At 45.3% G+C, this 25689-nt stretch carries 19 protein-coding genes; 7 read left to right on the top strand and 12 right to left on the bottom strand.

Features of this window, described 5'->3' with window-relative positions; translation table 11 throughout:
- Positions 1 to 159 (bottom strand): cupin domain-containing protein (locus L4C34_RS13340; RefSeq protein ID WP_489686363.1); only part of this gene is annotated, 159 nt, incomplete at its 3' end.
- A 460-nt stretch (positions 160 to 619) separates the two neighbouring features.
- Between L4C34_RS13340 and L4C34_RS13335 the strand changes: the two genes are divergently transcribed.
- Both L4C34_RS13335 and L4C34_RS13330 read left to right on the top strand, forming a co-directional pair.
- Complete coding sequence (locus L4C34_RS13335; RefSeq protein WP_428789838.1) at positions 620 to 1723, top strand: PEGA domain-containing protein; 1104 nt, start codon at positions 620 to 622, stop codon at positions 1721 to 1723.
- Between the two features lie 54 nt (positions 1724 to 1777).
- A complete protein-coding gene (locus L4C34_RS13330; protein WP_428789837.1) occupies positions 1778 to 3607 on the top strand; it encodes an SUMF1/EgtB/PvdO family nonheme iron enzyme in 1830 nt (609 codons plus the stop codon).
- A gap of 99 nt (positions 3608 to 3706) precedes the next feature.
- Here the strand turns inward: L4C34_RS13330 and pdxH are convergent, their stop codons facing one another.
- Positions 3707 to 4342 carry a pyridoxamine 5'-phosphate oxidase gene (pdxH, locus tag L4C34_RS13325; protein WP_428789836.1) on the bottom strand — a complete coding sequence of 212 codons (636 nt, stop codon included), beginning with the start codon at positions 4340 to 4342 and terminating at the stop codon, positions 3707 to 3709.
- Between the two features lie 141 nt (positions 4343 to 4483).
- Positions 4484 to 5419, bottom strand: a complete 936-nt coding sequence (locus tag L4C34_RS13320; RefSeq protein ID WP_428789835.1) for an ABC transporter substrate-binding protein — start codon at positions 5417 to 5419, stop codon at positions 4484 to 4486.
- 274 nt (positions 5420 to 5693) lie between these two features.
- Here L4C34_RS13320 and L4C34_RS13315 point away from each other — a divergent pair, with 274 nt between their 5' ends.
- Positions 5694 to 7307: a methyl-accepting chemotaxis protein gene (locus L4C34_RS13315; protein ID WP_428789834.1), complete on the top strand. Its 1614-nt coding sequence runs from the start codon at positions 5694 to 5696 to the stop codon at positions 7305 to 7307.
- Between the two features lie 177 nt (positions 7308 to 7484).
- Positions 7485 to 8138 (top strand): DUF2057 family protein, encoded by a 654-nt coding sequence (locus L4C34_RS13310; protein ID WP_428789833.1) that lies wholly within the window; start codon positions 7485 to 7487, stop codon positions 8136 to 8138.
- Positions 8139 to 8198: 60 nt separating this feature from the next.
- Here the strand turns inward: L4C34_RS13310 and L4C34_RS13305 are convergent, their stop codons facing one another.
- From L4C34_RS13305 to L4C34_RS13285, 5 genes are all read right to left on the bottom strand, one after another.
- On the bottom strand, positions 8199 to 9578 hold the full coding sequence (locus tag L4C34_RS13305; protein ID WP_428789832.1) for an SLC13 family permease: 1380 nt from the start codon (positions 9576 to 9578) through the stop codon (positions 8199 to 8201).
- A 203-nt stretch (positions 9579 to 9781) separates the two neighbouring features.
- Positions 9782 to 10306: a DNA mismatch repair protein gene (locus L4C34_RS13300; protein ID WP_428789831.1), complete on the bottom strand. Its 525-nt coding sequence runs from the start codon at positions 10304 to 10306 to the stop codon at positions 9782 to 9784.
- A 389-nt stretch (positions 10307 to 10695) separates the two neighbouring features.
- The gene (gene glgB, locus L4C34_RS13295; protein ID WP_428789830.1) at positions 10696 to 12879 is read right to left on the bottom strand and encodes a 1,4-alpha-glucan branching protein GlgB; all 2184 of its coding nucleotides are present in this window, start codon (positions 12877 to 12879) and stop codon (positions 10696 to 10698) included.
- 130 nt (positions 12880 to 13009) lie between these two features.
- Positions 13010 to 15214 (bottom strand): 4-alpha-glucanotransferase, encoded by a 2205-nt coding sequence (gene malQ / locus L4C34_RS13290; protein WP_428789845.1) that lies wholly within the window; start codon positions 15212 to 15214, stop codon positions 13010 to 13012.
- A gap of 86 nt (positions 15215 to 15300) precedes the next feature.
- Entirely contained in the window at positions 15301 to 17754 is a 2454-nt protein-coding gene (locus L4C34_RS13285) for a glycogen/starch/alpha-glucan phosphorylase (protein ID WP_428789829.1), read from the bottom strand.
- Between the two features lie 501 nt (positions 17755 to 18255).
- Between L4C34_RS13285 and malT the strand changes: the two genes are divergently transcribed.
- Positions 18256 to 20946 (top strand): HTH-type transcriptional regulator MalT, encoded by a 2691-nt coding sequence (gene malT / locus L4C34_RS13280; RefSeq protein WP_428789844.1) that lies wholly within the window; start codon positions 18256 to 18258, stop codon positions 20944 to 20946.
- Positions 20947 to 20980: 34 nt separating this feature from the next.
- Here malT and L4C34_RS13275 read toward each other — a convergent pair whose 3' ends face one another.
- The 4 genes from L4C34_RS13275 to L4C34_RS13260 form a co-directional block, all read right to left on the bottom strand.
- Complete coding sequence (locus tag L4C34_RS13275; protein ID WP_428789828.1) at positions 20981 to 21892, bottom strand: DUF535 family protein; 912 nt, start codon at positions 21890 to 21892, stop codon at positions 20981 to 20983.
- Positions 21893 to 22191: 299 nt separating this feature from the next.
- Positions 22192 to 22908 (bottom strand): YebC/PmpR family DNA-binding transcriptional regulator, encoded by a 717-nt coding sequence (locus tag L4C34_RS13270; protein WP_428789827.1) that lies wholly within the window; start codon positions 22906 to 22908, stop codon positions 22192 to 22194.
- 65 nt (positions 22909 to 22973) lie between these two features.
- Positions 22974 to 23183, bottom strand: a complete 210-nt coding sequence (locus L4C34_RS13265; RefSeq protein WP_428789826.1) for a DUF3283 family protein — start codon at positions 23181 to 23183, stop codon at positions 22974 to 22976.
- Positions 23184 to 23359: 176 nt separating this feature from the next.
- Entirely contained in the window at positions 23360 to 23560 is a 201-nt protein-coding gene (locus tag L4C34_RS13260) for a PA3496 family putative envelope integrity protein (RefSeq protein ID WP_428789825.1), read from the bottom strand.
- 362 nt (positions 23561 to 23922) lie between these two features.
- On the opposite strand from L4C34_RS13260, the gene L4C34_RS13255 reads away from it, so the two are divergent.
- Together L4C34_RS13255 and ccoN are read left to right on the top strand one after the other, a co-directional pair.
- A complete protein-coding gene (locus L4C34_RS13255) occupies positions 23923 to 24267 on the top strand; it encodes a c-type cytochrome (protein WP_428789824.1) in 345 nt (114 codons plus the stop codon).
- Positions 24268 to 24278: 11 nt separating this feature from the next.
- Entirely contained in the window at positions 24279 to 25688 is a 1410-nt protein-coding gene (ccoN, locus tag L4C34_RS13250) for a cytochrome-c oxidase, cbb3-type subunit I (RefSeq protein WP_428789823.1), read from the top strand.
- Position 25689 lies beyond the last annotated feature (1 nt).

Genomic DNA, 25689 nt, shown 5'->3' with positions numbered 1-25689 from the left:
ACATGATACTATGCACCCCTGCCCCGGCCCCACCAAACTGCCCGCCCCAGACACCTCAAATTCCGCTTGGCCATGCAAGCCAATGACGATTTGGGTATAGTCATGATCATGACATTCAATATAAGAAGGTAACGTCACTATCTGTGCAGGTGGCACCATGTTTTCCTGCTTTTCTAAGCAGTTAACGTCAAATTGAAGGTTTAGTGGGTCATTCATTGTTATTATTCTATCGGAACTACGCGGCTGGCATCATACCTCATAAAAACTAAGATGCCTAAAACAGAAACATCACTCGCCACCCCTCATCTCAGCTACCTTTTTTGTCTGAAAAAATCTCGTGGCGACAGATCGTTGAGTTCATCGGAACAATGATCAAGTGCACATTAATTACGGTCAATGTGTATTCGAGTGTTGATAATGCAACCAGTTCAAAATTCTCTACTTGCATAATCCCATATTGTGCACACAATAGATCATGCACGATTGTAAAATTTTCAAAGTCATAGACTTAGTGAATTTAACGATGTAAAGGAGCGAAAACATTACCGCCACACAATCCAGTGCGCGCCAATTGTTTTCTACATATGCCGATTAACAGGTTTATTGTATGCAGGGATTTATGATCAAACGTCGCATTCCAGCGCTACTCATAGCGCTAAGTTCATGTTGGTTGTCAACATCGGCTCTGGCTAAGGAGGCCAAACAAGTCGATCCCGTCGCCGCTATCGATCTCAAATTGAGCACCAAGCAAGCTGAAATCGACTCGGTCGCAAAAGAATACGACATAGAATCCGCTAAACTGCAGCAGCTCAACAACGAATTCACTAAGTTACAACGCGATGCGGACGCTCTCAACGCCAAACGTAACCGTGCCAAGTCTGCACTAGATAAACAATACAACCGGCTCCTTGAAGATCCAGATACCGATCTGGTTTCCTTCCAAAAGAAATACCAACAAGCTTGGTCGGCAGTCAAAGCGAACCAAAATAATAAACTAGAAAGCCAACAAGCTATTACCGAAAATGAAATGCGACTTTCGCAAATAAAGCAAAAGCAAGCACGCCTCAATACAGAGTCTGTTAATTTAGAAGAGCAGCGCGTCGAAGCAAGAGTCAAAAGGATGGACACTGAACTAAGAGAAAGTTCAGTTCTTGAAACGACCTACAAAACCACATGCTCCACCACGATGACATTAGGTGAATGTGCCAGCCAAGGGAAACATTTAGCCAAGCAAAAAGCAGTCAAATCATTTCGCGCCAAGCTGATGGAACATCTCACTGAATCCGTTATTGCAAGACAGAACGTCAAAGGCGTTCAACTCAATATTCATGTCCAAGAAAGCCAAATCATGCGTGCTGGCTTCGAGGGTAACAACAAATATTTTACTCAGCTACAAGCTCAGCTTCAGGCTAAGCCCGCAGCAATCGCCGCTTGTGAGTTGCTTGATGTTTCCTCCCGATATTGCGTAAAAGGGGAAACGGGAAAAAGCAGTTCCCACAAAGACAAAAGCTGGGCCAACGTAACAGTGCGATCGGATCAGTATAATGACTCGGTGACTATCAATGGAATAGATTATGGCAGCACTCCTGTTGAGTTAGTACTGCCCGCTGGCCGCCATCAAGTGACTGTTTCTAAGTCAGGTTATGAAACCTATAACCGCACAATTTACGTACGCGGTAAAGACACAGTTTGGGTCAAACTAAGACCCAGTAAACGCAGCTGACGGCGTCTAACATATTTGAGTATCACTCTATTAAATGGATGAAATAGAAAGACCATGCGACTAGGTTTACCTGCATCACTCGTAGCGACGACTTTTTGCCTTATGGCCACTCCGACCTCAGCGACTGGCGAGCCCACGGGTTCGTCTGTAGTCGCTCTAAATGCTGAGTTGCTCAATAAGAATACCGACCTTGAACAGGCACAAGCTGGCCAAAAAGCCAAAAAGGACATACTCAGTTCAAAAAAGAAGCAGCTTAACTCTCTAACCGCCGACGCAAGAAAATACGATCAAGCCTTAGCCAAGGCCAAGCTGAGCCTTGAGCAAGACTATAAAAAAATGATTGATGATCCCGATATCGATCTCGCGCAGTCTCAGCGCCGCTATCAGGACGCTTGGTCGAAAGTAAAACAGAACCAAAAATCCCGATTAGAAGCCGAACAAAATACCCAAGAAGCTGCCGTCAACTACCGTTTAGCACAGTCTGCTGTCACTAAAATTGAGCAAAACATCCACAGCTTGAACGAAGATAAAAAACGCGCTCGAGTCGACAGGCTGAAATACGAGCTCAACCAAACCCGGCAAGAAAAAATTAGCTTTAGTAACGCCTGCCAATCCAGTATGACGATAGCGCAGTGTACTGCTCAAACCAAAGAGCTAGGTTTACAAAAAGCCGTCAAACTATTCCAAAAAAACCTAGTATCTCAAGCAACTGAGTCTCGATTGGTGCAAAAGAACGTCGAAAAAGTCTCACTCAATATTCATGTGCTCGGCCACAAAACGCTGCAATCTGGTTTCTATGATGGATCTCGCTTTAGAACCGTATTGGATGTCAGCCTAAATGCGCGCCCGGCAGAAAGCACTTCATGTAAATTGCTCAGCTTAGAAGCAAAATACTGTTTTGAGCCAAGTAGTTACGATGAGAAACCCGGTCAGCAGCAAGAAGTGGCTTGGGTGAGCCTTTCCGTGCGATCGAACCAATATAACGATCAGGTACTCATTGATGGCGTGGTGTATGGGAGCACCCCTGTCGAAGTGATGTTACCCGTCGGAGAACACAGCGTGGTCGTACGTAAAGACGGGTTTACTTCGTTTAACCGACAGTTGAAAGTACGCTCCGATCAGCACTTAAGAGCCGTGCTACACCAACAAGAAAATAAACTTGAAGCGGGCAAAGAATTCGCAGATGCCATTAATAGCATGACGAAAGCGCCTGATGTTGTCACCGTATTATCCGGTGAATACTTGATTGGCGAGAATGCCTCACAACAAGTTCACCTTGATCATGCTTTCGCTATTGGAGCAACACCAGTAACTATGCGCCAATTCGAAAGTTTCATTAACACCACCAACTACCAGACCGATGCCGAACTAAAAAATACCTGCACCACAGTAAAAGGCTCGCAAGTCACCCCTATCGTGAATAGCTACTGGCGTAACCCTGGGTTTAAACAATACCCGAACTCCCCTGTCGTCTGTGTCAGTCGTAACGACGCCAAAGCTTACGTGCGTTGGTTAAGTAAGGTAACAGGTTTTACTTACCGCTTACCAAGCGAGGACGAATGGGAAATTGCAGCCTTGGCTGGCGGACATGGTAATTACTGGTGGGGCGATAAGTTCCAGCCCGGTCAGGCGAATACGGGTTGGGGCGGGACACCTTGGTCAAATAAAAGCACATCACCAGTCAGCGCATTCTCCGCTAACCCACTCGGGTTGTACGATATGGTCGGAAATGTGTGGCAGTGGACTCACGACAATCGAGGACTTGCAAAAGGAGGCGCATGGAACTTCTCCCCATCTATGGCAGAAGCCTACCAACGCTTATTTATCTCACCTTCAGCGGCAGCCAACTACGTTGGGTTCCGTGTCGTGAGAGAAATAAATTAGGGAGCGGCTATTCGCATCAAAAACGCCGCTCTAGAAGCAAAATTCTAGAGCGGCGTTTTTATGTTGAGATCAGCAAAATAAAGAAGTAAAGCCAAGGAGTTAAGGAGCGAGCCGCTCGATATCCCAATTCGCTTCATCTTGAGAGTATAAAAAGCGATCGTGCAGTCTATGTTCACCGCCTTGCCAAAATTCTACACTCAGTGGTCGGATACGATAGCCCCCCCAAAAGCTTGGTACTGGAATCTCTCCTTTTTCAAACTTCTTCTTCAGCTCTAAGAATTTACCTTCTAATACGCCACGTGCAGAAATGCGATTACTTTGGCGACTTGCGATGGCCGCAATCTGGCTTTCTTTTGGGCGAGAAGCAAAATACTTCATTGCTTCAACTGTCGATAGCTTTTCAGCGACACCTGTAATATGCACTTGACGTTCTAAGTGATGCCAAGGAAAGTGCAGGCTAACTTTATTGTTTTGCTCAATATGCAAAGATTTTCGGCTACCTAAGTTGGTATAGAAAACAAAACCCTGCTCATTGATATCTTTCAATAAAACAATACGTTGATACGGCTGACCTTCTGGATCAACCGTTGCCACCGTCATCGCAGTTGGGTCTATCAAGTTGGCATCGATCGCTTGCTGAAGCCAAAACCGAAACTGGTCGATGGGATCATCACGTAGGTCTTTTTTTCTTAACCCACCTTTAATGTACTCGCGCCGAATATCATTCAGTTCCATGGTCACTCCTAATCATTTTTGCGCCAATTCTGCGCTGATAAGAGCCAAAACTCAAGGTCTGTGCCGCCGTAGAGTAAGAATATGAGCTAAGTCATGATCTAGCACATCAAAACAGACGATTTTCTCTTAGCTTCAATTTAGCTAGCTACACGCTCCATGAGATAACCACTTATCTTGAGATTGGGCGTTTTCTTTCAGCCAACGAGTGGCAGCGTCATCAACCGAGAGTTGTTGATCATCCACCAGCATTGCGGCAAGCGCTATTTGACCATTATCCAACGAAAACGAATCGATAATTGCCGCCGCACAAGGCGATTTTTCAGCTAAGGTTTTTGATACAGCAATCTTTAACCAACCGCCAACGGGATTACCGCAGTCCCATTTATATTTCGGATTTACCCCCCACGATGCTTTCTCTTCACACTTTTTGTCATAGGCTGGAAACTCGACAAACTTTCCTTGGTATTTGGCTTCTACCCAATTTGGCGACCAATTGAAAATCAGCAGTGGCTTTTTATCCACAATATATTGATTAATTTTTTCGTTGATTGCTTGACCATCGTTGAGCTGTACGACTTTAAAGTCTAAACCCAAAGCTCGAATCCTAGCGCGATCTGGTTTTTCCCATGGTCCTGTGAAATAAATACCCTTCTTCCCACCTTCAGCGAACGCTTGAGAGCAGCTTTTTAACGCTTCCCAATTTGGTAAGCCTGGACATGAGGCTTCTGCGTAATCGGGATACCACCAGTCTTCCCTCGTTTTAGCCTTATGGGTCGTCCCCTCGGTAATATGGCCCGACTCTAGTAACTGCTGATACTTAGACGCCATCGAACCTTCCCACACTTCCACTTGAACATCGCCTTGATCGTGAGCAAGCTTATACCACTGTGAACGTGCATCGGTGAACACATATTCCACCTCAACATTTTTCTGCTGCAGCAGGTTACCCAATACCTTTGTCAGCACTTGCTGGCTAGTCCAATCCAAGGACATTAGTTTGACGGGCTCAGCGTAAGCAAAAGATGACCAACTCGCCAACACGACACTCGCTATGGCTACGCTGCTTTGACGTTTCATATTCCTATTCCTATTCCTTGGACTGTGACTATTTACTCATCACAAGAATAGACTATCTATTGAAAAATGACGTAAATCTCAAAATTCCGTTCACGGTAAATTGCATTACAGGTCGGGTGGTGACGGTCTGCCTAGGTGCCTTTCCAAGCAGGATATTCGTTTTCAATGCGCTAGAAACGCGCGAGAACAGCGGCATTCTGGCCAATAAGTTGCTAAATACGTCCCTGATTACTATTTTTTAATACAGCCATTTCTTCATTTTAAGGGGCTGAGTTTGAAAAGCATAAAGTTGGTGTTTCTGGTTCAAGTCATCTCTTTGGTTACTGTTGTATTATTAATATCCGCTTTCATTAAATATGAAACGTTTAAAGGTAACTTACACCAAGAGCTTTCACTGGATGTCTCCAACATTGCGACACGAATGAGTAAAAGCATCCCTCGCCTACTTTGGGACTTCGATTTAGACACACTACGCTCCACCGTGGCATCAGAACTCGGCTCACCTGAAATATCGGCCATTCGCATACGAGATAACCAAGGTGCTGATGTGATGTTTTTGGCTCGCCACGCACCACCATCACAGCAGACGGGCGAATCTGAAGCGGTAGCCGAATCTGAAGAAAATGTTGATGCAAATGCACCAACCACCGAGGAAGAAGGTGACGGGGCCATCGAAGTCACGGAAGATATGGTGTTTAATGAAAAAGATTCGGTGACTAAAAACTTGGTTTTTATCGAGTACGAAGAGAAAAATGATGTCGGCACAGTCCAAGTTTACTTCGATACCCATGCACTGGATGCAAAATTAGCGAAGTCTTTGCGCCATAACATCGGTGAGCTTTTTATCTTAGATATCATCATCTGTATTGCTATCGTGCTTGCTCTAACGCTGACTGTGCTCAAACCGCTACGTCAACTCACAACGCGGATTCACGCTCTGTCATCTGGAGACGGCGACTTATCCAATAAAATTAAAAAAGCCAAATACCGAGAGTTCGACGACATCACCGACAGCATAAACAAGTTTACCGAATCACTGCGGGTCATCGTTGTGGATGTCACTCAAGCATCAATGACCTTAGAAACCAAGGCTACCGCAAATGGCGCGATGGCGCGCAAGAATGCAGGAAAACTGGATTCTCAGAAGGAGCAACTCACAACAGTCGCCGCGGCAACCAAACAGCTCACCCAATCCGTCGCGGTAGTTGCCGATACGGCATCAGACACTGCTGAGCAAGCCAGTAATGCCACCACACTTGCTGACGGAGTAAACGCGACGATTGAGTCATCATCACAAGAAATTTTCAACATGCGTGAAGAAATGAACAACGTCAACAATGAAATGCATAAGCTCATCGAGGAAGGAGAAAAAATCACCACCGTACTCAACGTGATCAACGATATATCAGGCCAAACCAATTTATTAGCCCTCAATGCGGCCATTGAAGCGGCTCGAGCAGGTGAGCAGGGTCGTGGCTTTGCCGTAGTCGCCGACGAAGTCCGTAACTTAGCGGTCAAAACAAGCCAATCCACAGATCAAATTCAAGCAAACATCGAAGCGCTCGATAACGCCACTCAGTCGGTTGAAAGTGAGATCACTCGAATTGCGAGCATGTTAGAGAATACCGCCTCGAAAGTGGGCGACTCACAGAACTCCGTCAAAGAGGTCCAAGAACTCATTGCCTATATTTCTGAACGTAGCGGGCAAATTTCACACGCGACCGAAGAACAAAGCATAGCTGTTAATGACATCAGCCAAGCAATAGTAGAAGCCTCCGACGTTTCAACCGATGTCTCCAATGGCGCGACCGAAAATCAGGCGAACTCGGAAAAAGTCTTGTCGCTCAGCAAAAGTATTGCGCAGCATATGACCAAATTCAGAACCTAAATCTTGGGCCTGTCTTCTTCGCCAATAGGCAAAATACCTCACAAGGAATAACCGAGTCCTAATCGCTCTGCACGCCCTTCATGATAAAAAGTCATATTTTATCAGCGAAAAGATTGCAAAATACCGCTTCACTAGGCAGTCTTCAGCATAACTAAAAAGACTATTAGGATATGATTCATGAAACTCATCAAACCTCTCTCATTCATTATGGCGATGGCATTTAGTGGCATGACAATGGCAAGCGTCACCATCACAGTTCCAGATTCCGTTGATTTCTTAGCCGCCAACAGCCAAGAGCCGCATCTCAGTGGTAGCCTTTTTTCGACCGAGAGAACGATTACGCTTCCTAATGGGGACAACCAAATCGTTTTCAAATACACCCCACACTTTACCCAAGGCAAGGATACAGTAACCGCAAGAAGTGAAGCCATTATTGCGAAATTCACGGCAAAAGACGCGAAGTTACATTTTGAATTGCCAAAATACAGCTCGTCTAGCATTGCTCAGAAAAGTATTAACACCATGCAATGGAACCTAGTGGATGAATCAGGTCACAAGCTGTCCATCAAAAAAGATAAACTCATCAAAGAAGGGATGCAAGTCGGTCGTGATTACCCACGTGAAGCCCAAAACTACAATACGAAAGGCGGCATCGCGGCTATCGTAACACCACTGACACTGACGCAAAGAGCGCTAAGCCAAGGCGATTTGAAAGAGCTAAAAGGTAAGAATACTGCCGAAGAAATGTTGCACTTCTGGTATAGCAAAGCGGACGCTAAAACTAAAGCGAAATTCAAAGAGTTTGTAATAAATTCACACAGCGAATCCTAAGCCGCGAACAGGCAGGACCACCCTGCCTGTTCCTACATTTACAAACCTACCCTACGTTTACTATAGCCACAACAACATCACAATTGCCGTTAGTGCTCCAATACAAACGATATTGAGAACGATCCCCGCTCTCATCATTTCCGTCTGTTTAATATACCCTGTACCAAAAACGATCGCGTTGGGGGGAGTGGCAACAGGTAGCATAAATGCACAAGATGCCGCTACAGCAATCAGCACAGACACAACAACTGGCGACAAACCAAATACTTGAGCAACCGAAACAAATATAGGTATCAACAGCGCGGCACTGGCGGTATTACTGGCAAACTCAGTCAAGACAACGACAAAAGTGGCGATAATCAACACCACACTGACGAGCCCTAGATTAGAAATCAATTGCGTTAGCTCATGAGCGAGAAAAACACTGGTGCCTGTCGCTTTCAATACGTTACTAAGACAGATACCCCCACCAAACAAGAGTAGTACCCCCCAATCTGCCGTTTTCTCAATGTCTTTCCAGTGCACCACTTTAGTAACAGCCACCATAATCACGGCGGCAAGAGCAATAATGGTATCGAATTTGGCATAGCCACCAATGAATGCATTGATTGGCTTACTAAAAATCCACAACGAAACAGTCAGCAAGAAAATTGTCAACGTAATCACTTTGCCTCGATTCCATATAATGGGCTCATGGTCTAGCTCAAAATTCCCTTTTAAATCGGGCTTAATCACCCACGTCAGAACCGCAATCATAATAGGCAACAATATAACAGCAGTTGGCACACCAAATTTCATCCAATCTGCAAAGGTGAGCCCCACTTCCGCAGCCGCAATTGCATTTGGCGGGCTCCCGACCACTGTCGCAATTCCACCGATACTGGCACTGTAGGCAATACCAAGTAACACGAATACATAGGTTTTATGGCCACTCTCAGAGTTCAATTTGCTCAGTACGCCTAATGCTAAAGGCAGCATCATCGCTGTAGTGGCCGTGTTGCTGATCCACATAGACAAGCCAGCTGTCACCAAAAAAAGTAAATACACCGCAACGCTCATACGGCCACGAGCAAGCGACAATACTTTATTCGCCACCACTTTATCCAAACCTTGACGGTGCATTGCAGCGGCCAAAGAAAAACCACCTAGAAACAAAAAAATAATTGCGTTAGAAAAATTATTGAGCGCTGTTTGAGTATTAAATACACCCAGTAGCACCGCCATGACTGGGACTAAAATGGCCGTTATCGTCACGTGCAGCGCTTCAGTAAGCCACAACACCGCAATAAAGACTAACATGCTAAGGCCTAATACCACTTTAGGATCAAAGGGTAACCAAAAGTACATGGCGATAAATAAAATAATATCCGCCATAATAATCAGGTTATTTCGACTAAAAAGTCCCGTCGGCGCTAAAGGAGAGTGTTGACGTTCGCTCATTCACATAATTTCCATATTCAACTTCAGTTGCGTCATTTTACATATTTATAACAATAGTGATGATAAGTGGGCAGAAAAGTGTTACCCATATCGTAGGTGGTGATGATTTAAACAATAAACTATTTAATAGGTGGTTATTAGCTTGCTTTGGTTTGATTTGCTTTAGTTACTGTCAAGCCCAATAGGTTGGTAGAACACCATTATTAAGCCTTCCGTGCCAAATCTTTAGCTAAAATAAGTGCCAAGCCAAACACTTGTAAAAACAATGCGATATTTTTATAGAGTGCAATGTCTTTATTCAATGCCATCACCTGATCATTCAGAGATAGATTTTCTAAAAAGTAGTTATCAATCGTGTCACGCTGAACCTGTTGAGACTGATCGATAAGTTGAGTAATGATGGCAAGGTTATCGGGGTGAACTTGCGGCACAGGTTGATTTACCCAGCCTTGTAATTGTTCAGCAAGCATCTGATTCAAAGGGTTAGGGGCTTTAATATAGCCGTGTAAATGAATATGCTGAAGTAATGCTTCTCGCTTCCTTTCTAATGTTTCCACACTATTCCAAGATAGCTGGATAGAATACTGATTTTCTTGTTTTTTTTCTTCTAGCTCTGCAATGGTTCCACTTAGGCTATCCAATACGATGCTTGAAAGTAAGATCGCAAATATGTTCAATATCAAGCCAATCAGAACCAATGACCATGGGGGTGGAAGTTTTATCATCATCTTAGATACTGACTAAAATAAAGGCACATCGATTCGGTTCAAAGCAATCATCCCAATAATGCAACCAAAGGTAATTTGCATCCCTCATTCACGCTCCAGCGTTTCTCCGTTTAAAATCCCGTTCGCCTGCATAATTCTACCAATGAAAAAGCAGCGCCAAAATACCATCACCCTTCCTCCTACCATAGGTCCACTCTCATTGTTAATTTGGAGTCACGCCGCTAGCTATAGTGTAGAAGACTCATATGATTTGAGTGCAATAATCACTTTGAGCTTTTCTCAAATGAATAAGGAACGGGTTTGGCTTCAAAGTTATAGGCAAAAAAATGACCCGCTTTATAAAAGCGGGCCATTACTCACAACAAAACTTAGATCTCAGCAGTAATTGTCTATTTTTTCAATTTATAGAACAGCGTTGATAAAGGTGGCACACTCAAACACAGTGACTGAGCAAGTGATTCGCTTTCTATTTGCTCAGTGTGAACCATAGACTGAGTATGGTAGTGACTACCAGAGTATTTCTGATCGTCAGTGCTGAGCAACAGTTCATAATCACCAGCCAATGGCACCCCTAAACGGAAATTCTGATGTGGCACTGGAGTAAAGTTACTCACCACCAGTACCCTTTCGCCTTGCTCACTGATGCGCTCATGCGCAAGTATGCTCGACTCTTCTGCATTCTGCAGTCGCCATTCGAATCCTGAGTGATCACAATCTAGCTCATGTAAGGCACCTTCTCTTTGGTACAGCTTGTTTAAATCGCGAGTAAGCGCTAACACACCTTGATGGCGCTCGAATTCGAGTAAGAACCATTGTAGCTGGCTGTCATGATCCCACTCACCTGTTTGGCCAAACTCAGCGCCCATAAAATTAAGCTTTTTACCCGGTTGACCAAACATGTATCCCATGTAGGCGCGCAAGTTCGCAGTCTGCTGCCATTCATCGCCTGGCATTTTATTGTGGATTGAGCGCTTCCCGTATACCACTTCATCATGCGACAACGACAGAACATAATTCTCGCTGTGCGCATAAATCAGAGGGAAGGTAATGGTATTGTGATGATATTTTCGATGAATAGGATCTTCTTGAATGTAAGACAAGCTATCGTGCATCCACCCCATATTCCACTTAAAGCCAAAACCTAATCCGCCCAGATACGTTGGCTGAGACACGCCAGGAAACGCTGTCGATTCCTCGGCAATCGTCATGGCATTCGGAAAATACTTATAGACCTCTTCATTCATCCACTTCAAGGTTGCAATAGCGTCGTAATTTTCATTACCACCATCAACATTCGGTACCCACTGGTCATGGCTGCGCGAGTAGTCGAGATAAAGCATCGATGCGACCGCATCCACTCGTATGCCATCAATATGGAAGTGCTCAAACCAATATAAAGCGTTTGACACTAGGAAGCGGCGCACGTGCTCACGACCTAAATCATAAATGTAAGAGCTCCAGTCTTGATGCCAGCCGCGGCGGGGATCGGGATCATGGAACAATGGCGTACCATCAAAGTTTGCCAGCCCATGATCATCCGATGGGAAATGAGCAGGCACCCAATCAAGCACGACTCCAATACCAGCTTGGTGACACTTATCGACAAAATACTTAAAATCATCGGGTGTGCCAAAGCGACTGGTTGGCGCAAATAAGCCCACGGGCTGGTAGCCCCAAGAGCCGTAAAATGGATATTCAGAAACGGGCATCAGCTCAACATGGCTGTATCCTAGATCAGTCAAATAAGGAATTAACTGTTCGGCAAGCGCTCGATAATTTAGAAAATTACCGTCCTCATCTCGACGCCAAGATCCCGCATGCAGCTCGTAGAAAGACAACGCTTCCTTACGCTTATCGGTAACTGGCCGTTGCTGCCAATCATTGTCTGACCACTTGTAGCCTTGATGATCATAAACCACGGAGGAAAACGAAGGATGCTGCTCAGCACAAAAACCCCACGGGTCTGCTTTGTGAGGGAGCCCTTCGCCATTTGGCCCTTTGAGTTCGAATTTGTATTGTGCGCCTTCCGCTAGACCCGGAATAAATAGACCCCAAATACCATAGTCTAAGCGCTGCATCGGGTGCCTACGGCCATCCCAGCGGTTGAAATCTCCGACTAAACTACACGCACTCGCGTTCGGCGCGTAGAGCAAGAATCGGACGCCGGAAATTTGCTGCCCATCTTTATCTTGAGTGACGAACTGAGCACCCATATGCTGATACATTTGCTTTGGCGTATGCAAATCATCGTATTCTGCATAGATCCCGTGATACTGGTAAGGGTCATCGATGATCTGCTCCGAGTCTCCCCAATTCACCAATAATTGGTAATGCTTATGACTTAAATCTTTCTTTCCCAGAAGAACAAAGCCAGACTCCCCTTCCCTTTGCAACTCACCACTTGGCTTACCGTCTAGCAGTAATGTCACTGTGCAAGCATCAGGTAACCAAACTCGTAGCGCATAACGCTCATCTGCAACGTATGGCCCTAAAAACGAAAATGGGTCAGAAAATGCGGCTCGCGAAAGTTGGTTATACGTCTGTGCGCTGTTGTCTTTTACTAAAGTTTTCAAAGTTGTTTTCTCCCTAACCAAACTTTCCAAACTATTCCTTCCTTTTTATTACTCTTAAATGAGGCTTTATGCAACAAAATGTGACATAAAGCGGACTTTAACGCTAGCGTTAAGCGTTAAGCGTTAAGCGTTAAGCGTTAAGCAGCCCAGTATCGACTGTGCTGGCTTTAATACGAACTTCGGATAACCGCTCCGACAATCGGTTAATATATTCATTGGCAAACATTTCTTCTAAACCGACCGACAATTTTCGTCGCCAATTCGGGTATTCCGAAACGGTGCCGGGGATATTGACTGGCTTATCCATTTCAAGCCAATCTTCTAACTGGACACTTTGCAATGCAGATGCACCTAAACCAAGATGTAGCTGGAGCGCTTCACATAGATTCCTATCCATCGGCACCAAGTTTGCTTGTTTACCAACACTTTCGGGCAAGAGACCATGCCAGCGAATCGAGTCTAGAATGTTTTGTTTACACACCAACCTGTCATCGAACAATTGCTGCAATTGCTCTTCGTCAGGGTACAACCCCAACTCTTGACCCATTTTTAAATCTTCGCAATGCCAAAAGCCACGCAGAGTCGGCATATCATGTGTGCACAAAGCGGACATAGATTGTTGCGCGTAATGAGCAGGAGAGAGGTAACCGCCGTCTTGTTGAGAGCGCTCAAAAAAGAATACCTTGTAGGAATAGACGCCTGCCTTGTGCAGCTTCTCTCGCATCTTGTCTGGCACCGTGCCTAAGTCTTCACCGATCACACTGCACTTCTGGCGGTGAGACTCTAGCGCCAAGATAGATAGCATATCTTCGACAGGGTAATGAACATAAGCCCCTTCTGTTGCAGGCTCTTCTTTCGGTACCCACCACAATCGCATCAAACCCAAGATATGATCAATTCTCAGTGTGCCGCAGTGGCTCATATTCGCTCGCAGCAGATCAATAAACGCTTGGTAGGCTGTCTCGCGCAGTCGTTGAGGATGAAATGGGGGTAACCCCCAACTCTGCCCCAGCGGACCAAGAATATCCGGTGGCGCGCCTGTGCTCACGCCTTGCACCAAACTTCCACTGTCAGCCCATGCCTCCACCCCTGATTCTGCAACCCCAACAGCTAAATCGCGATAAAGGCCAATGTGCATGCCTTTGGCTGTAGCTAAAGACTGAACGTCTTTAATTTGGCTGTCCGCTATCCATTGCAAATACATATAAAATTGGATGTCGTCGTTATTTTTCTTAGCAAAGCGTTGCACCGCTTTGCTGTTAAAATTTTGGTACCGATCAGGAAATACAGGCCATCCCCATACATTGTCGTTATTGGCGTTCAACTGCACATGCAAAGCATCAAAGGTGGCCTGCTGGAGCAAACTTTCTCCACCGTCTTTCACAAAAGTGAGAAACGATTGAGCTCGATCTGAGTTGACAGCCAAGTGGCGCTGCTTAAATTCCTGATACAAAAATGGCAACACGGTTAATTTCATGCGAGCTACATCGGTATAATTCACCCAATGCGACTCTCTCGCCATTTGCAATCTATGCTGGAATTCACTGCTTCCCACTAACTGTTGGGCAGCTTTACTTAGCGAAAACTCAGCCACAGAGCAAACATCGATGTACAACACATTGAGCCATCGACGCGATGAAGGGCTGTATGGACTGGCAGCCTCAGGGTGGGCAGGGAACAAGGCATGAATGGGGTTAAGGCCAACAAAGTCTCCGCCTCTTGCCGCCACTTCAGAAACCAATTGTTTGAGGTCACCAAAATCCCCCATGCCCCAGTTGTGCTGAGAGCGCAAACTATAAAGCTGAATACTTGGCCCCCACATTTTCAAACCGTCATTCAATGAGGGCTGTTTATAGCAAGCCTGTGGCGTCACAATGATAGACGCCACATAAGGGGATTTTCGTCTCTTACGAAAAAGCTCGAGTGTGTGATAGCCCAGCGGAAGATCGCCCGGAATCAAAAACTCTAAACCCTTTCCTTCATCACGCCGATCAGAGACAACCTGCGATTGCAAATAACCTTCAAGCACTTGCCCTTGTTCGGTTGTCATCCTCCAGCTAAAGTCGCTTGAGCGCGCCGAAGATTGAAGAGCTAAGGGCACGCTAATTTTCGTGCCTTGCGAAAACACCAGCACCGATTCTAGAACATCCTTAGAATGGTGCTTGTCCGCTGAGTGTAACAGCGCATCTGGAGAACTGGTGTCATACCCCATTGCGTTTAGTAACTTAAATATTGTGGTATCCGAGACTTTAGTCTCTGTACCCCAAGCATTAATATAGTGATCGGAAATATTGGCAAGACTCGCCACTTTGGCAACAGCGTCGCAGCTACTCATCATACCCCTCCTTATGTAATCGCCATGAAAGCCCACTCATCTCTATGCTATAGAGAACACGAGTAGGCTTAACTCTCAATCGGTGTTTAACGCTCTACTTTTTTTAGTTTCCAAATATTGTCAACGTAATCAAGTATGCTGCGGTCTGAGCTAAACTTGCCCATTAGAGCGGTATTCATGATCGCTTTTCTAGCCCAACCTGAGGTATCAGAATATTGCCCGTCGATTTCTTCGTGTGCTTGCACATATGAGGCAAAATCCGCTAAGCAAAAATATGGGTCGCCGCCATCCAATACGCTATCAAATATTGCGCGTAATTTACCTGGCTCTCCGGGAGTAAACTCCTCGCCAATGAGCAGATCCAACGAACTTTTCAGCAAAGGATCGTCATGGTAATAGTCAAAAGGGTTGTAACCTTGCAGCCTTAATGACTCAACCTCATTGACATCCAAGCCAAAGATATAGATGTTGTCATCGCCGACTTCTTCACGAATTTCAACATTAGCACCATCCATTGTGCCTATGGTCAGTGCGCCATTTAATGCCATCTTCATGTTGCCGGTCCCAGACGCTTCTTTACCTGCAGTAGAGATTTGCTCTGAAACATCGGCGGCCGGAATGATAATTTCAGCAACACTGACACGATAATCAGGAATAAACACAACCTTCAATTTATTGGCAATGCGCGGATCGTGATTCACTTTTTCCGCTATCTTATTGATCGCATATATTATCTCTTTCGCCAAGTAATAGCCCGGTGCCGCTTTAGCTGCAAATACAAATACCCTTGGATGCATGTCGAAATCAACGTCATTGAGCAAGCGATGATACAAAGACAAAATATGTAAAATATTAAGGTGTTGACGTTTATATTCATGCAGGCGTTTAATTTGTACGTCAAAGATGGCATTGCTATCGAGCTCAAGTCCCATATTGTCTTGCACCCATTTGACTAGGCGATCTTTGTTACTTTTTTTGACCGCCATAAACTCACGTTGAAATTCAGGGTCGTTAGCATAGGCGGCAATTTGTTCTAATTGGCTAAGCTGACTAGGCCACTCGGAGCCGATTTTATCGCTAATCAACGCAGACAACTCAGGATTACAAAACTTAAGCCAGCGACGCGGCGTGATACCGTTGGTCACGTTTTGCAGCTTGCCGGGATACAACTCATTAAATTCCGGAAACAAATCACGCTTCACCAAATCAGAGTGCAATGCCGCCACCCCATTAACCGCGTAAGACCCAACGACACATAAGTTCGCCATGCGCACCATACGATGGAACCCTTCTTGAATAATGGAAAGCTTACGTTGTTTTTCGACATCTCCCGGCCACTTCTCTCTGACCTCTTTGAGAAATAAATAGTTAATTTGGTAGATGATTTCCATATGTCTAGGCAACAGGCGCTGCAACAAAGATTCATCCCAAGTTTCCAATGCTTCAGGCAACAAAGTATGGTTGGTATACGCGAACGTATGGTTGCATATGTTCCAAGCCGCGTCCCACTCTAGTCCTTTTTCATCAAGCAAAATACGCATCAATTCCGGAATAGAGACGGTCGGATGGGTATCATTGAGTTGAATGGTTTCATACTTGGGCAAAGACGCCAGCGTGTGGCCCGCACTTTCATGGCGGCGCAATATATCGCGAATGGACGCCGCACTATGAAAATATTGCTGCATCAGACGTAGAGTTTTTCCCTTTTCATGATTGTCGTTGGGGTACAGGACTTTGGTAATATTGCCCGCGTCAATCAAGGTATGCTGAGCTTCAAAGTAATTGCCGTTATTGAAGCTTTCCAGTGAGAACGGCGCAATCGCTTGGCATTCCCACAGACGCAACGGATAGACTGTATGACTATCGTAACCCACGATAGGCATATCCCATGGCATGGCTCTAACAGTCATGCCCGGTAGCCAGCGACGCTTTTCTTGACCATTATCTTGGTATACTTCCACATGCCCGTAAAAACCGATCTCCTGAGCCAAATCCGGACGCGCCACTTCCCAAGGGTAGCCTTCGACTCCGCGCCACGCATCTGGTGCTTCTACTTGGTGGCATTGTTCGAATGATTGCTTAAACAAACCGTATTCGTAATGCAGCCCATAGCCTACAGTCGGAAATTGCTGCGCAGCCAATGAGTCCATAAAACAAGCCGCTAACCGGCCTAGACCACCATTCCCCAGTGACGGATCGCGTTCTTCTTCTAGCAAGTCAGTTAAATTCTGCCCAAGTTCCTGCATGGCCACTGTGACTTGCTCATACCAGCCCATACTGATCAAGTTATTGCCTGTTAATCGACCGATCAAATACTCTAATGAAAGATAATTAACGCTCTTGGCATTTTGAATTTTTTCGTCTTGCTCAGTGCACAACAAATCCATGGTGGTTTGTTCGGCTAAAGCGCGTCCCATCGCCAAAAACCAAGCTCGCTGATCTGCGCTTTCAACCGTCGTCGCATAGCTAGCATATAAGTGCTTTTTGACACTTTCTTGAAACTTCTGTTTATTAAATATTCTGTGTTTATCTGTTGGCATCGTGCTTTCCCCGCTGATTACAACCTATACCCAAGTTACCTCAAGACACTCACCCAATGAGAGAAAATACGTTCACCTTGAGGTAACTTGGGAGTGCAGTAACTGACTACAATGCCTAACTTTTTCTACCTTGCCATCCTCCCTTTGGGTTAGATTCAAAATAACTTCAAGAAAACTGAATCAAGACGATGCACTGGCGCAGGAAGCCAATGATAATCGAGACTTTAGCCGACAAATCATCTCTATACATCGGCAAAAAAACGTCAATCAAAACCATTTGACGATCAGTGTCACATTATTAGGGCGTAGATGATTTACAACGTGCTTAAATCACAAGACCATGGGGATCATAAGTAAGGGTATAGACTCGAATACGCCCAACGCTCTGCTCGAAACAGGACTCAAGATAGCTTCAATTTGGTCCATGCTGGGCATTTGCCTAAAAACCTGTTTCTCCTGCTAAAGAAACTAGGTTACACAACAAGGAATTGTGTGGTCACCATGTTAGTGTCTTCCAAGCTCTCAGCCCCAGAACTGCCATGTGATGTGATTGAACGTTCAGCGGTCTTAAAACAGCTATCGCATGCTGCGCATTGTAGTTTGATCTTATTGCTCGCTCCCGCCGGTTTTGGTAAAACCACCACCGCGAGACTTTGGTTGCAAAGCGAGAGTAATATCGGTTGGTACCAACTCGATGCGAGCGACAACCAACCACAGCAGTTTATGCGCTATTTCGTCACGGCCTTTAATCAGGCGATCAAGGGAGCTATTGGAGATAAAACTCATGCGGCTGTAGAGACGTACACCTCGATAGAGGCCTGTATTAGTGAGGTGTTGGCCATTCTCGCGCAATTCCCCAAGCACTGCTACCTAGTGTTAGATGACTACCATCATATTAACAACTCCGAAATCCATCAAAGCATGCGCTTTCTCATCAAACATGCACCGAGCCACTTATCCATTGTGCTGCTAAGTCGAGCTCTACCGTCATTAAATGTCGCCAATTTGCATGTAAAAGGGCTAATCCGAGAAATAACCAGTGATAACCTTAGCTTTGATCTGCAAGAGACGCATCGCTTCTTAGCCCAGCAGTCCGACCGCCCAATACCTAGCCAAATCAGCGAGAGCTGGCAAGGCTATACCCAAGGTTGGCCTGCCGCGCTGCGACTCGCGGCAACACAGATTCAGCTTAAATCGTCAAATTTCAAATTAACCTCAGACTTGGTGTATCAGCTTAACCACGACTATTTATGGCCTTATTTACGAGAGGAGGTCTTGCAAACGGTCAACCAGCAAGAGCAACATTTTCTATTGCGCTGTGCTATCTGCCATGACTTCAATGGAACATTGGCCGCTTCTATCACTCGTCAGCCGAATGCTCAAAGCCTGATTAGCTCGCTTCAACACTCAGGGTTATTCCTCAGCCGAGTTTCAGGAAAAAATAATCGGTATCGCTTCCATTCAATCTTTGCTGACTTTCTCACTGACGAGCGCCAGTCTCAGCTGCCGGGTGAAGAACGTCAGCTGCACACTCTTGCGGCGCAATCGTGTTTAGAAGAGGCCGAACCAACCAATGCTCTGAACCACGCTCATCAAGCTAAAGATGTAGAATTAGTGACGAGTATCCTCCACCAATATGCATGGCAGCTGATCAATCTAGGTGAATGGGACGCTGTCATCCAAGCGTTAGATACATTGCCTCAATCACAGTCTATAGAAAACCCGAAACTGTCACTATTACAAGCTTGGCAAGCACATAAACAAGGTAATACAGAGCTAGCGACACACCTCCTGGAGCACTTCGTCTGCCCGAACAAGGGGTTATCATCCAACGAAAAAGGAGAAATCAACGCGTTAAGTGCACAGCTTGCCGCTGAACAAGGTCACTCCGAACTCGCACTTGAGTTAGCCGAACAAGCATTGAGCTGCATTGAGACGAATCAGCATGACAGCCGTGTCATGGCGACGCTGGCGGTCGCCCAAGCGAACCACCAGCTAGGGCATTTAGATAGAGCACTTCCTCTTATGCAACAAGCTGAGAAATTTGCACGGCAACATCACCTCCACCAGCAAACCCTTGTCGCTGCGATTCAGCAAAGCAAAATTTTCCTAGCATTATCACGGCCAAAACTTGCCTATGAGATCCAAGATAACGCTTTCCAATTTGTCGAACATCACCAATTACAGCATCTCCCCTGCTTTGCCTCGCTCGTCGCCACTAGGATAGAGCTGCTGTTTTCTTGGCATAAACCCAATGATATTCAGATCAGCATATCAAAGTACGAAGCGCTACTAGAAACGTCAATACCTGTGTATTACTACTCGATACAAGCACGGCTTGCGCTTTATCAGGGAGAGCAAAAGCGCACGAGTGATTGGCTAATAAAATTAGAAAGTGCGCTCACGGCAAGTCCAGCAAACACTGAAGGTATGGCCATAGCTGACCGGATATTATTGATATGTTGGCAGGCAACCGATAAAACAATTGAGATTGAACGATGGCTTATGAATGCGGTGCGCCCCGCCAATGCCGCCAACGCTGTCACTCAGCTACAATGGCGCAATATTGCCCGAGCTCAAGTGTATTTGAAGCAACTGGAAGCAGCAACGACTAGCTGTGAATGGCTACAAGAACAAGCAGCGCTCCATCAATTGACCAGTGAGAAAACTAAAAATTGGCTGATGATGTCTTTATGCCGCATCGAACAAAAAGAAGACACTTTGGCTAGAAAGCGACTACTTCAGGCACTAACCGCTAGTGGTGAGAACGATACTATCGGTGACTTTATTATCGACGGAAAAACGCTACTACCATTCGTTGACGATCTGACTTCCTCGCCAAAAGCAAACCAGATAGAACAGAGAACCGCCCGGGAAATTGGCCAGTACATCAAGCCAAGAAACAAGAATATGCCAAGCTTTGATAGCCAGTTCATCCAACAACTCATCCACCACAATGCTGCCCCTGAGCTTCTTAAAACCAGCCCTTTAACTGACAGAGAATGGCAGGTATGGGGACTTATCCACGCAGGACACAGTAATGAGCATATTGCGTTCGAGTTGGAGGTGGCCACCACCACTATTAAAACTCACATCCGCAATATTTATCAAAAGTTGGCGATCAGCAACCGAAAACAAGCGATCACTACCGCCAATAGTTGGGTAAAACTAGTCACCCAGCAGAATGGTTAACACACTGAAGCACTAGAGCAACTATCGCTCCAGTTCATCGCTCCAGTTCAAGTAAGCGCCCGTGAATAGATTGCTCTGCCTCATCAAGCCACTTATAGCGTTTGGTGTAAAGGCGACGTTTAGTCTTTTTCAGTTCGCTTGGGTCTTTACGCTGAGGCTGCAACGGGATCTCATACAAGTATTTTGATACGGGAGTCCCACCATAGTCCTGCCATAAATCCGCATAATTGTAGCTAACCGAAGAACGTTTCGACCCCATGTAACGCAGCGCTTGATATACATGACCTTTATTTGAGATCCCGTATACTTTTTCCACTTGCCACGATCGAGCCAGCATCAATAGACATTCAAGCAGCAAGGCTTTTGGCCGTAAACCATGTACTCCGCGCGTCAAACCCTTGATGATCTCACCGCGCTCTTCAATATGCTGTCCCGGTCCCTGCAGCGCACCAATATGGATTTCACGCCTTGGCGTTGAGGAAATATTAAATGAGATGGTGAACAATTCAAGGTGATCAGTATCAATCAGCTTCAACGCCAACGAACCTTCTCTGTCAGGTCCAGCGCACAAAACCACTTTGTAGTCGAGAACATCCAGCAAATCCCAACCATCATCAGAATAGAAATTAAGGAATGCCTGGCCGTATTGCTGCTGCAGAACTTGAAAGTGTTCTAAAATTCTCTGCGCTCTTTGCTTTGGACGCCACTTGAGGCAAACAAACGGCTTAAGCGGCTTTTCGAAAATACGCGGGTTATTTTTGGCGACTAGCGTCATTTCTGGCTGGGAGAAAGTCGTTTGCATTTGCTGCATAATATTGGGCTTCAACATAGCCCAAACGCAGAATCTGAAGTTGTATCTAAACTTTTTTACACCCTGAATATCTGGGTAGACATAGTGGGCGACGCTCGGCAAAGATTTAAGAAAACGAATATATTGAATAGACATAGCTCAAAACAAAATCGTAATTAATGTGAAACCAAACCGGAAGATCTGGCACCCAACCACTCCTTTGCGTGTTTTTTATACTCCTGTAAACGAGGCTACACTACCACAGCTCTAGCGGCTGCGCCAAAGTAAATTTTAGACAAAATTTTCATTGATTTGTCAGTAGATTATATGAAGAAATAGTCATAACTATTGTCAATAATCACCAAGCAATAATTTACAATGTAAATCTACCTCTCTCGCCAGATACAAAAAAGCCGAGCGTTATTAGCTCGGCTTTTTTCAGAATTATTGACGGATTACAACTCAGCGTTATGATACACCTGTTGCACATCATCACACTCTTCCAGAAGATCTATGAACTTTTGGAATTTTTCCGCGTCTTCGCCCGTCACTGGAGTTTGAGTCTGTGGTACAAACGTTATTTCTTCCACATCCAACGTTAATTCAGGAAAATCGCTGTTCAATGCAGTTTTTGCTTTGAAGAACTCAGTATGCGGCGCTAACACAGTAATCACGCCTTCATCTAATTCAATGTCCGTCACGTCAACATCGGCCATCATCAGCGCTTCTAGAACCGCTTCTTCATCGGTACCTTGAAACTGAAAGACTGCGTTATGATCAAACATATGTGCAGTTGTGCCTGGGCTACCAATTTTTGCGCCTGTTTTCACAAAGCACTGGCGAACATCTTGGAAAGTACGGTTACCGTTGTCAGTTAGACAGTCGACGATCACACTTGCCCCACCCGGAGAAAAGCCTTCGTAACGTGCTGGTTGATAATCTTCACCGCCGCCACCACTCGCCTTATCCAAAGCTTTATCAATAACGTGGGCAGGAACCTGTTCTTTTTTTGCTTTAGCTATCAAATGCTTAAGCGACAAATTCATGTCAGGATCGATTCCGCCATTTTTTGCACAGACGTAAATTTCCTTGCCGAATCTGGAATAAACTTTAATTTTTGCGCCTTGTGTTTTAGCCATTGAGGCCTTGCGCACTTCAAAACTTCTTCCCATTGGGGTGTTCTCTCTAATTCAAATTAACGCTAACAACGTAACAAAACGATGGCGGAAAATCGCAGCTAAGCCAGCCCCATCATTTTTTTATACTTGTCGACGGATTCAGCAAACCACTCATGCTCTTGCTCCGATGAAAGAGAGGATTGAGCGGCTGAAAGCGTGTCAGCAGATGCTTCGCCTTGCTTAATTTGCCATACGCAATAGGACGCACGTTTATCGATTTCAATCCTATTTTTATCCGAACTCGGTAGCAGTGAAAGGTTATAAGGCATAAGTGGGTTGTGAAGCTGTCAATATATAGCGGGGAATATAGCACAACCAATCTAAAACGAAAAACTTTCGTCTTTGGAGAAGAGGGCTGAGGCAACAAGGGCGCGCATAGCGCCCTATCATGATTAGCAGATCCAGCAAGGCAATAAAATAAGGGCAAACGAGGGCCTGTGCTGTCTTAATGAAGTAAGCCCAACTCGCGTGCTTCCTCAACGGTTAAACCGCTCTCTTTAATTTCCTGTAGCATTTCGATGCGGCGACGGGCTTGTGCTGATCTGACTGCTTTTGACGTACGCGCTGGTGTGGCTGTTTCTTCCATGTGATCCCCTGCATACGTAATATCCTCCATTTCATCGCGCTGGATAGAATTGATGGACATGGTACCTCCGAAAAGATGAATTGTTTGGGACCGCTTATGAATATCAAAGCCGTACGAGTTTGTTAAACCCCGTATTCAAAAATTGTGATTTAGCCAGAGCTTCCTGATTCTGGCAAAAATACTTCATCAACTTACGCTTGAATGTTCACAACCTCACCCCAACCTGCGCCTCTTATTGCCATGTTTCCCCTACCTAATCCTCGCAACGATGATCAAGGAAAGCACCACTTTTTCCTAACATCACCTAACTTCTCCAATGACATTGTCTCTAGATCTCTACCAGTAATGTGATCTACTAAGCACTTTTTCCAATTACGACTAAGCTTTACCCAAGCCGCGTTACAGATAAAAAGGTCATTAAAATGATAAGGCAATGGTTATTTGTAGGTCATTTTGTTGTTTTATTTAGCTTTCTACTTTCATCTCCTGCACATGCATCTCAGGACCAATTCAATATTGGTAAACAAAAAGCCAAAGTGTGCATGACCTGCCACGGCGCAGATGGAATATCCACACTCGATCCCTACCCAAATCTACGTGGTCAGAAGGTGGGCTACCTCATTTCCGCATTAAAGGATTATAAAGCACGGGATAGAACGAGCGGACTCGCCATTTTAATGCAGCAGCAAGCTGATTCTTTATCAGAGCAAGACATCAAAGACATTTCGTTTTACTACTCCAACTTAGGTAAAGAAACGAGTCAATAAGGACTTTCGCTATGGATGGCACTCAGCCACAATACCACGATCATGTGGTGAGATACTTTATTGCTGCCTCCGTCATTTGGGCGCTGGCTGGCATGACCATCGGGGTGATATTGGCAGCTCAACTATACTGGCCTTTCCTAAATTTCAACTCAGAATATTTTCAATTTGGCCGATTGCGTCCATTACACACATCCGGCGTCATCTTCGGCTTTGTCGTCAACATTTTGATGGGTACGTCTCTATACATAGCGCAACGAACAGGGCGATGCAGCCTCTATAACGTCAGTTTATCTTGGATGGTTTTTTGGGGCTGGCAGTTGATTCTGGTACTTGCCTTGATCACCCTACCACTTGGCTATACCACTTCAAAAGAATACGCAGAACTAGAGTGGCCAATCGATATTCTCATCGCCCTCGTCTGGGTGCTGTATGCGGTGCTATTTTTTGGCACCCTGGGAAAAAGAAACGTCGCCCATATTTTTGTGGCCAATTGGTTCTTCGCCGCTTTTATTCTTGTGATTGGGATGATATTCGTCGTCAATAACCTTGAAATGCCCGTAAGCCTGACTAAATCCTATTCCATTTACTCAGGTGCAAACGATGCCATTGTGCAGTGGTGGTGGGGACACAATGCGGTCGGCTTTTTGCTCACCGCTGGAATAATTGGCATGAACTACTATTTCATCCCCAAAGTGTCAGAGCGGCCAATCTATTCTTATCGCCTGTCGGTCATTCATTTTTGGGGATTGGTCGGTTTTTACACTTGGGCAGGCACACATCACTTATTGTATTCGTCGGTGCCGGTTTGGGTACAAAACATTGGCGTGATCATGTCATTAATCTTATGGCTTCCCTCTTGGGCTGGCGCATTTAACAGTGCAATGACGCTATTGCAAAATAAAGCCAAGCTCAAAACTGATTACATCATGCTGTTCTTCTTCTCTGCTGTTATTTACTACTGCCTTGCAACGTTTGAAGGCCCCTTACTCGCCATCCGCTGGTTCAATATGGTCGCCCATAACACGGAATGGATTGTAGGCCATGTTCATTCCGGTGCGCTTGGCTGGGTTGCTTTATCTGGCATTGCGACATTTTATTACTTCATTCCTCGTTTGTGGGGAAAAGAAACACTGTGGTCGCCTCGGCTCGTAAAATGGCACTTTTGGCTGGCGCATATTGGTATCGCTCTTTATGCCATTTCACTTTGGGTTGCGGGAATTGGTGAAGGCTATATGTGGCTGGTACAAGATAGCAATGGCGAATTGAAATACAGTTTTGTTGAAGTATTAGAATTCAAAGCTCCTTGGTTACTAATGCGCTTTGTTGGAGGCTGTTTCTTTGTTTTGGGCATGTTATTGATGGTCACCAACCTCTACAAGACCGTCACTTCCCCTCGCCCCCTCATTGCTAAGGAAGCATGAT

Origin of the sequence: Vibrio profundum, assembly GCF_050337555.1 — a bacterium.
Classification (GTDB): Bacteria; Pseudomonadota; Gammaproteobacteria; order Enterobacterales; family Vibrionaceae; genus Vibrio; species Vibrio profundum.
Note: the sequence above shows the minus strand (reverse complement) of the source record. Positions and strands in the feature narration are given on the sequence as shown.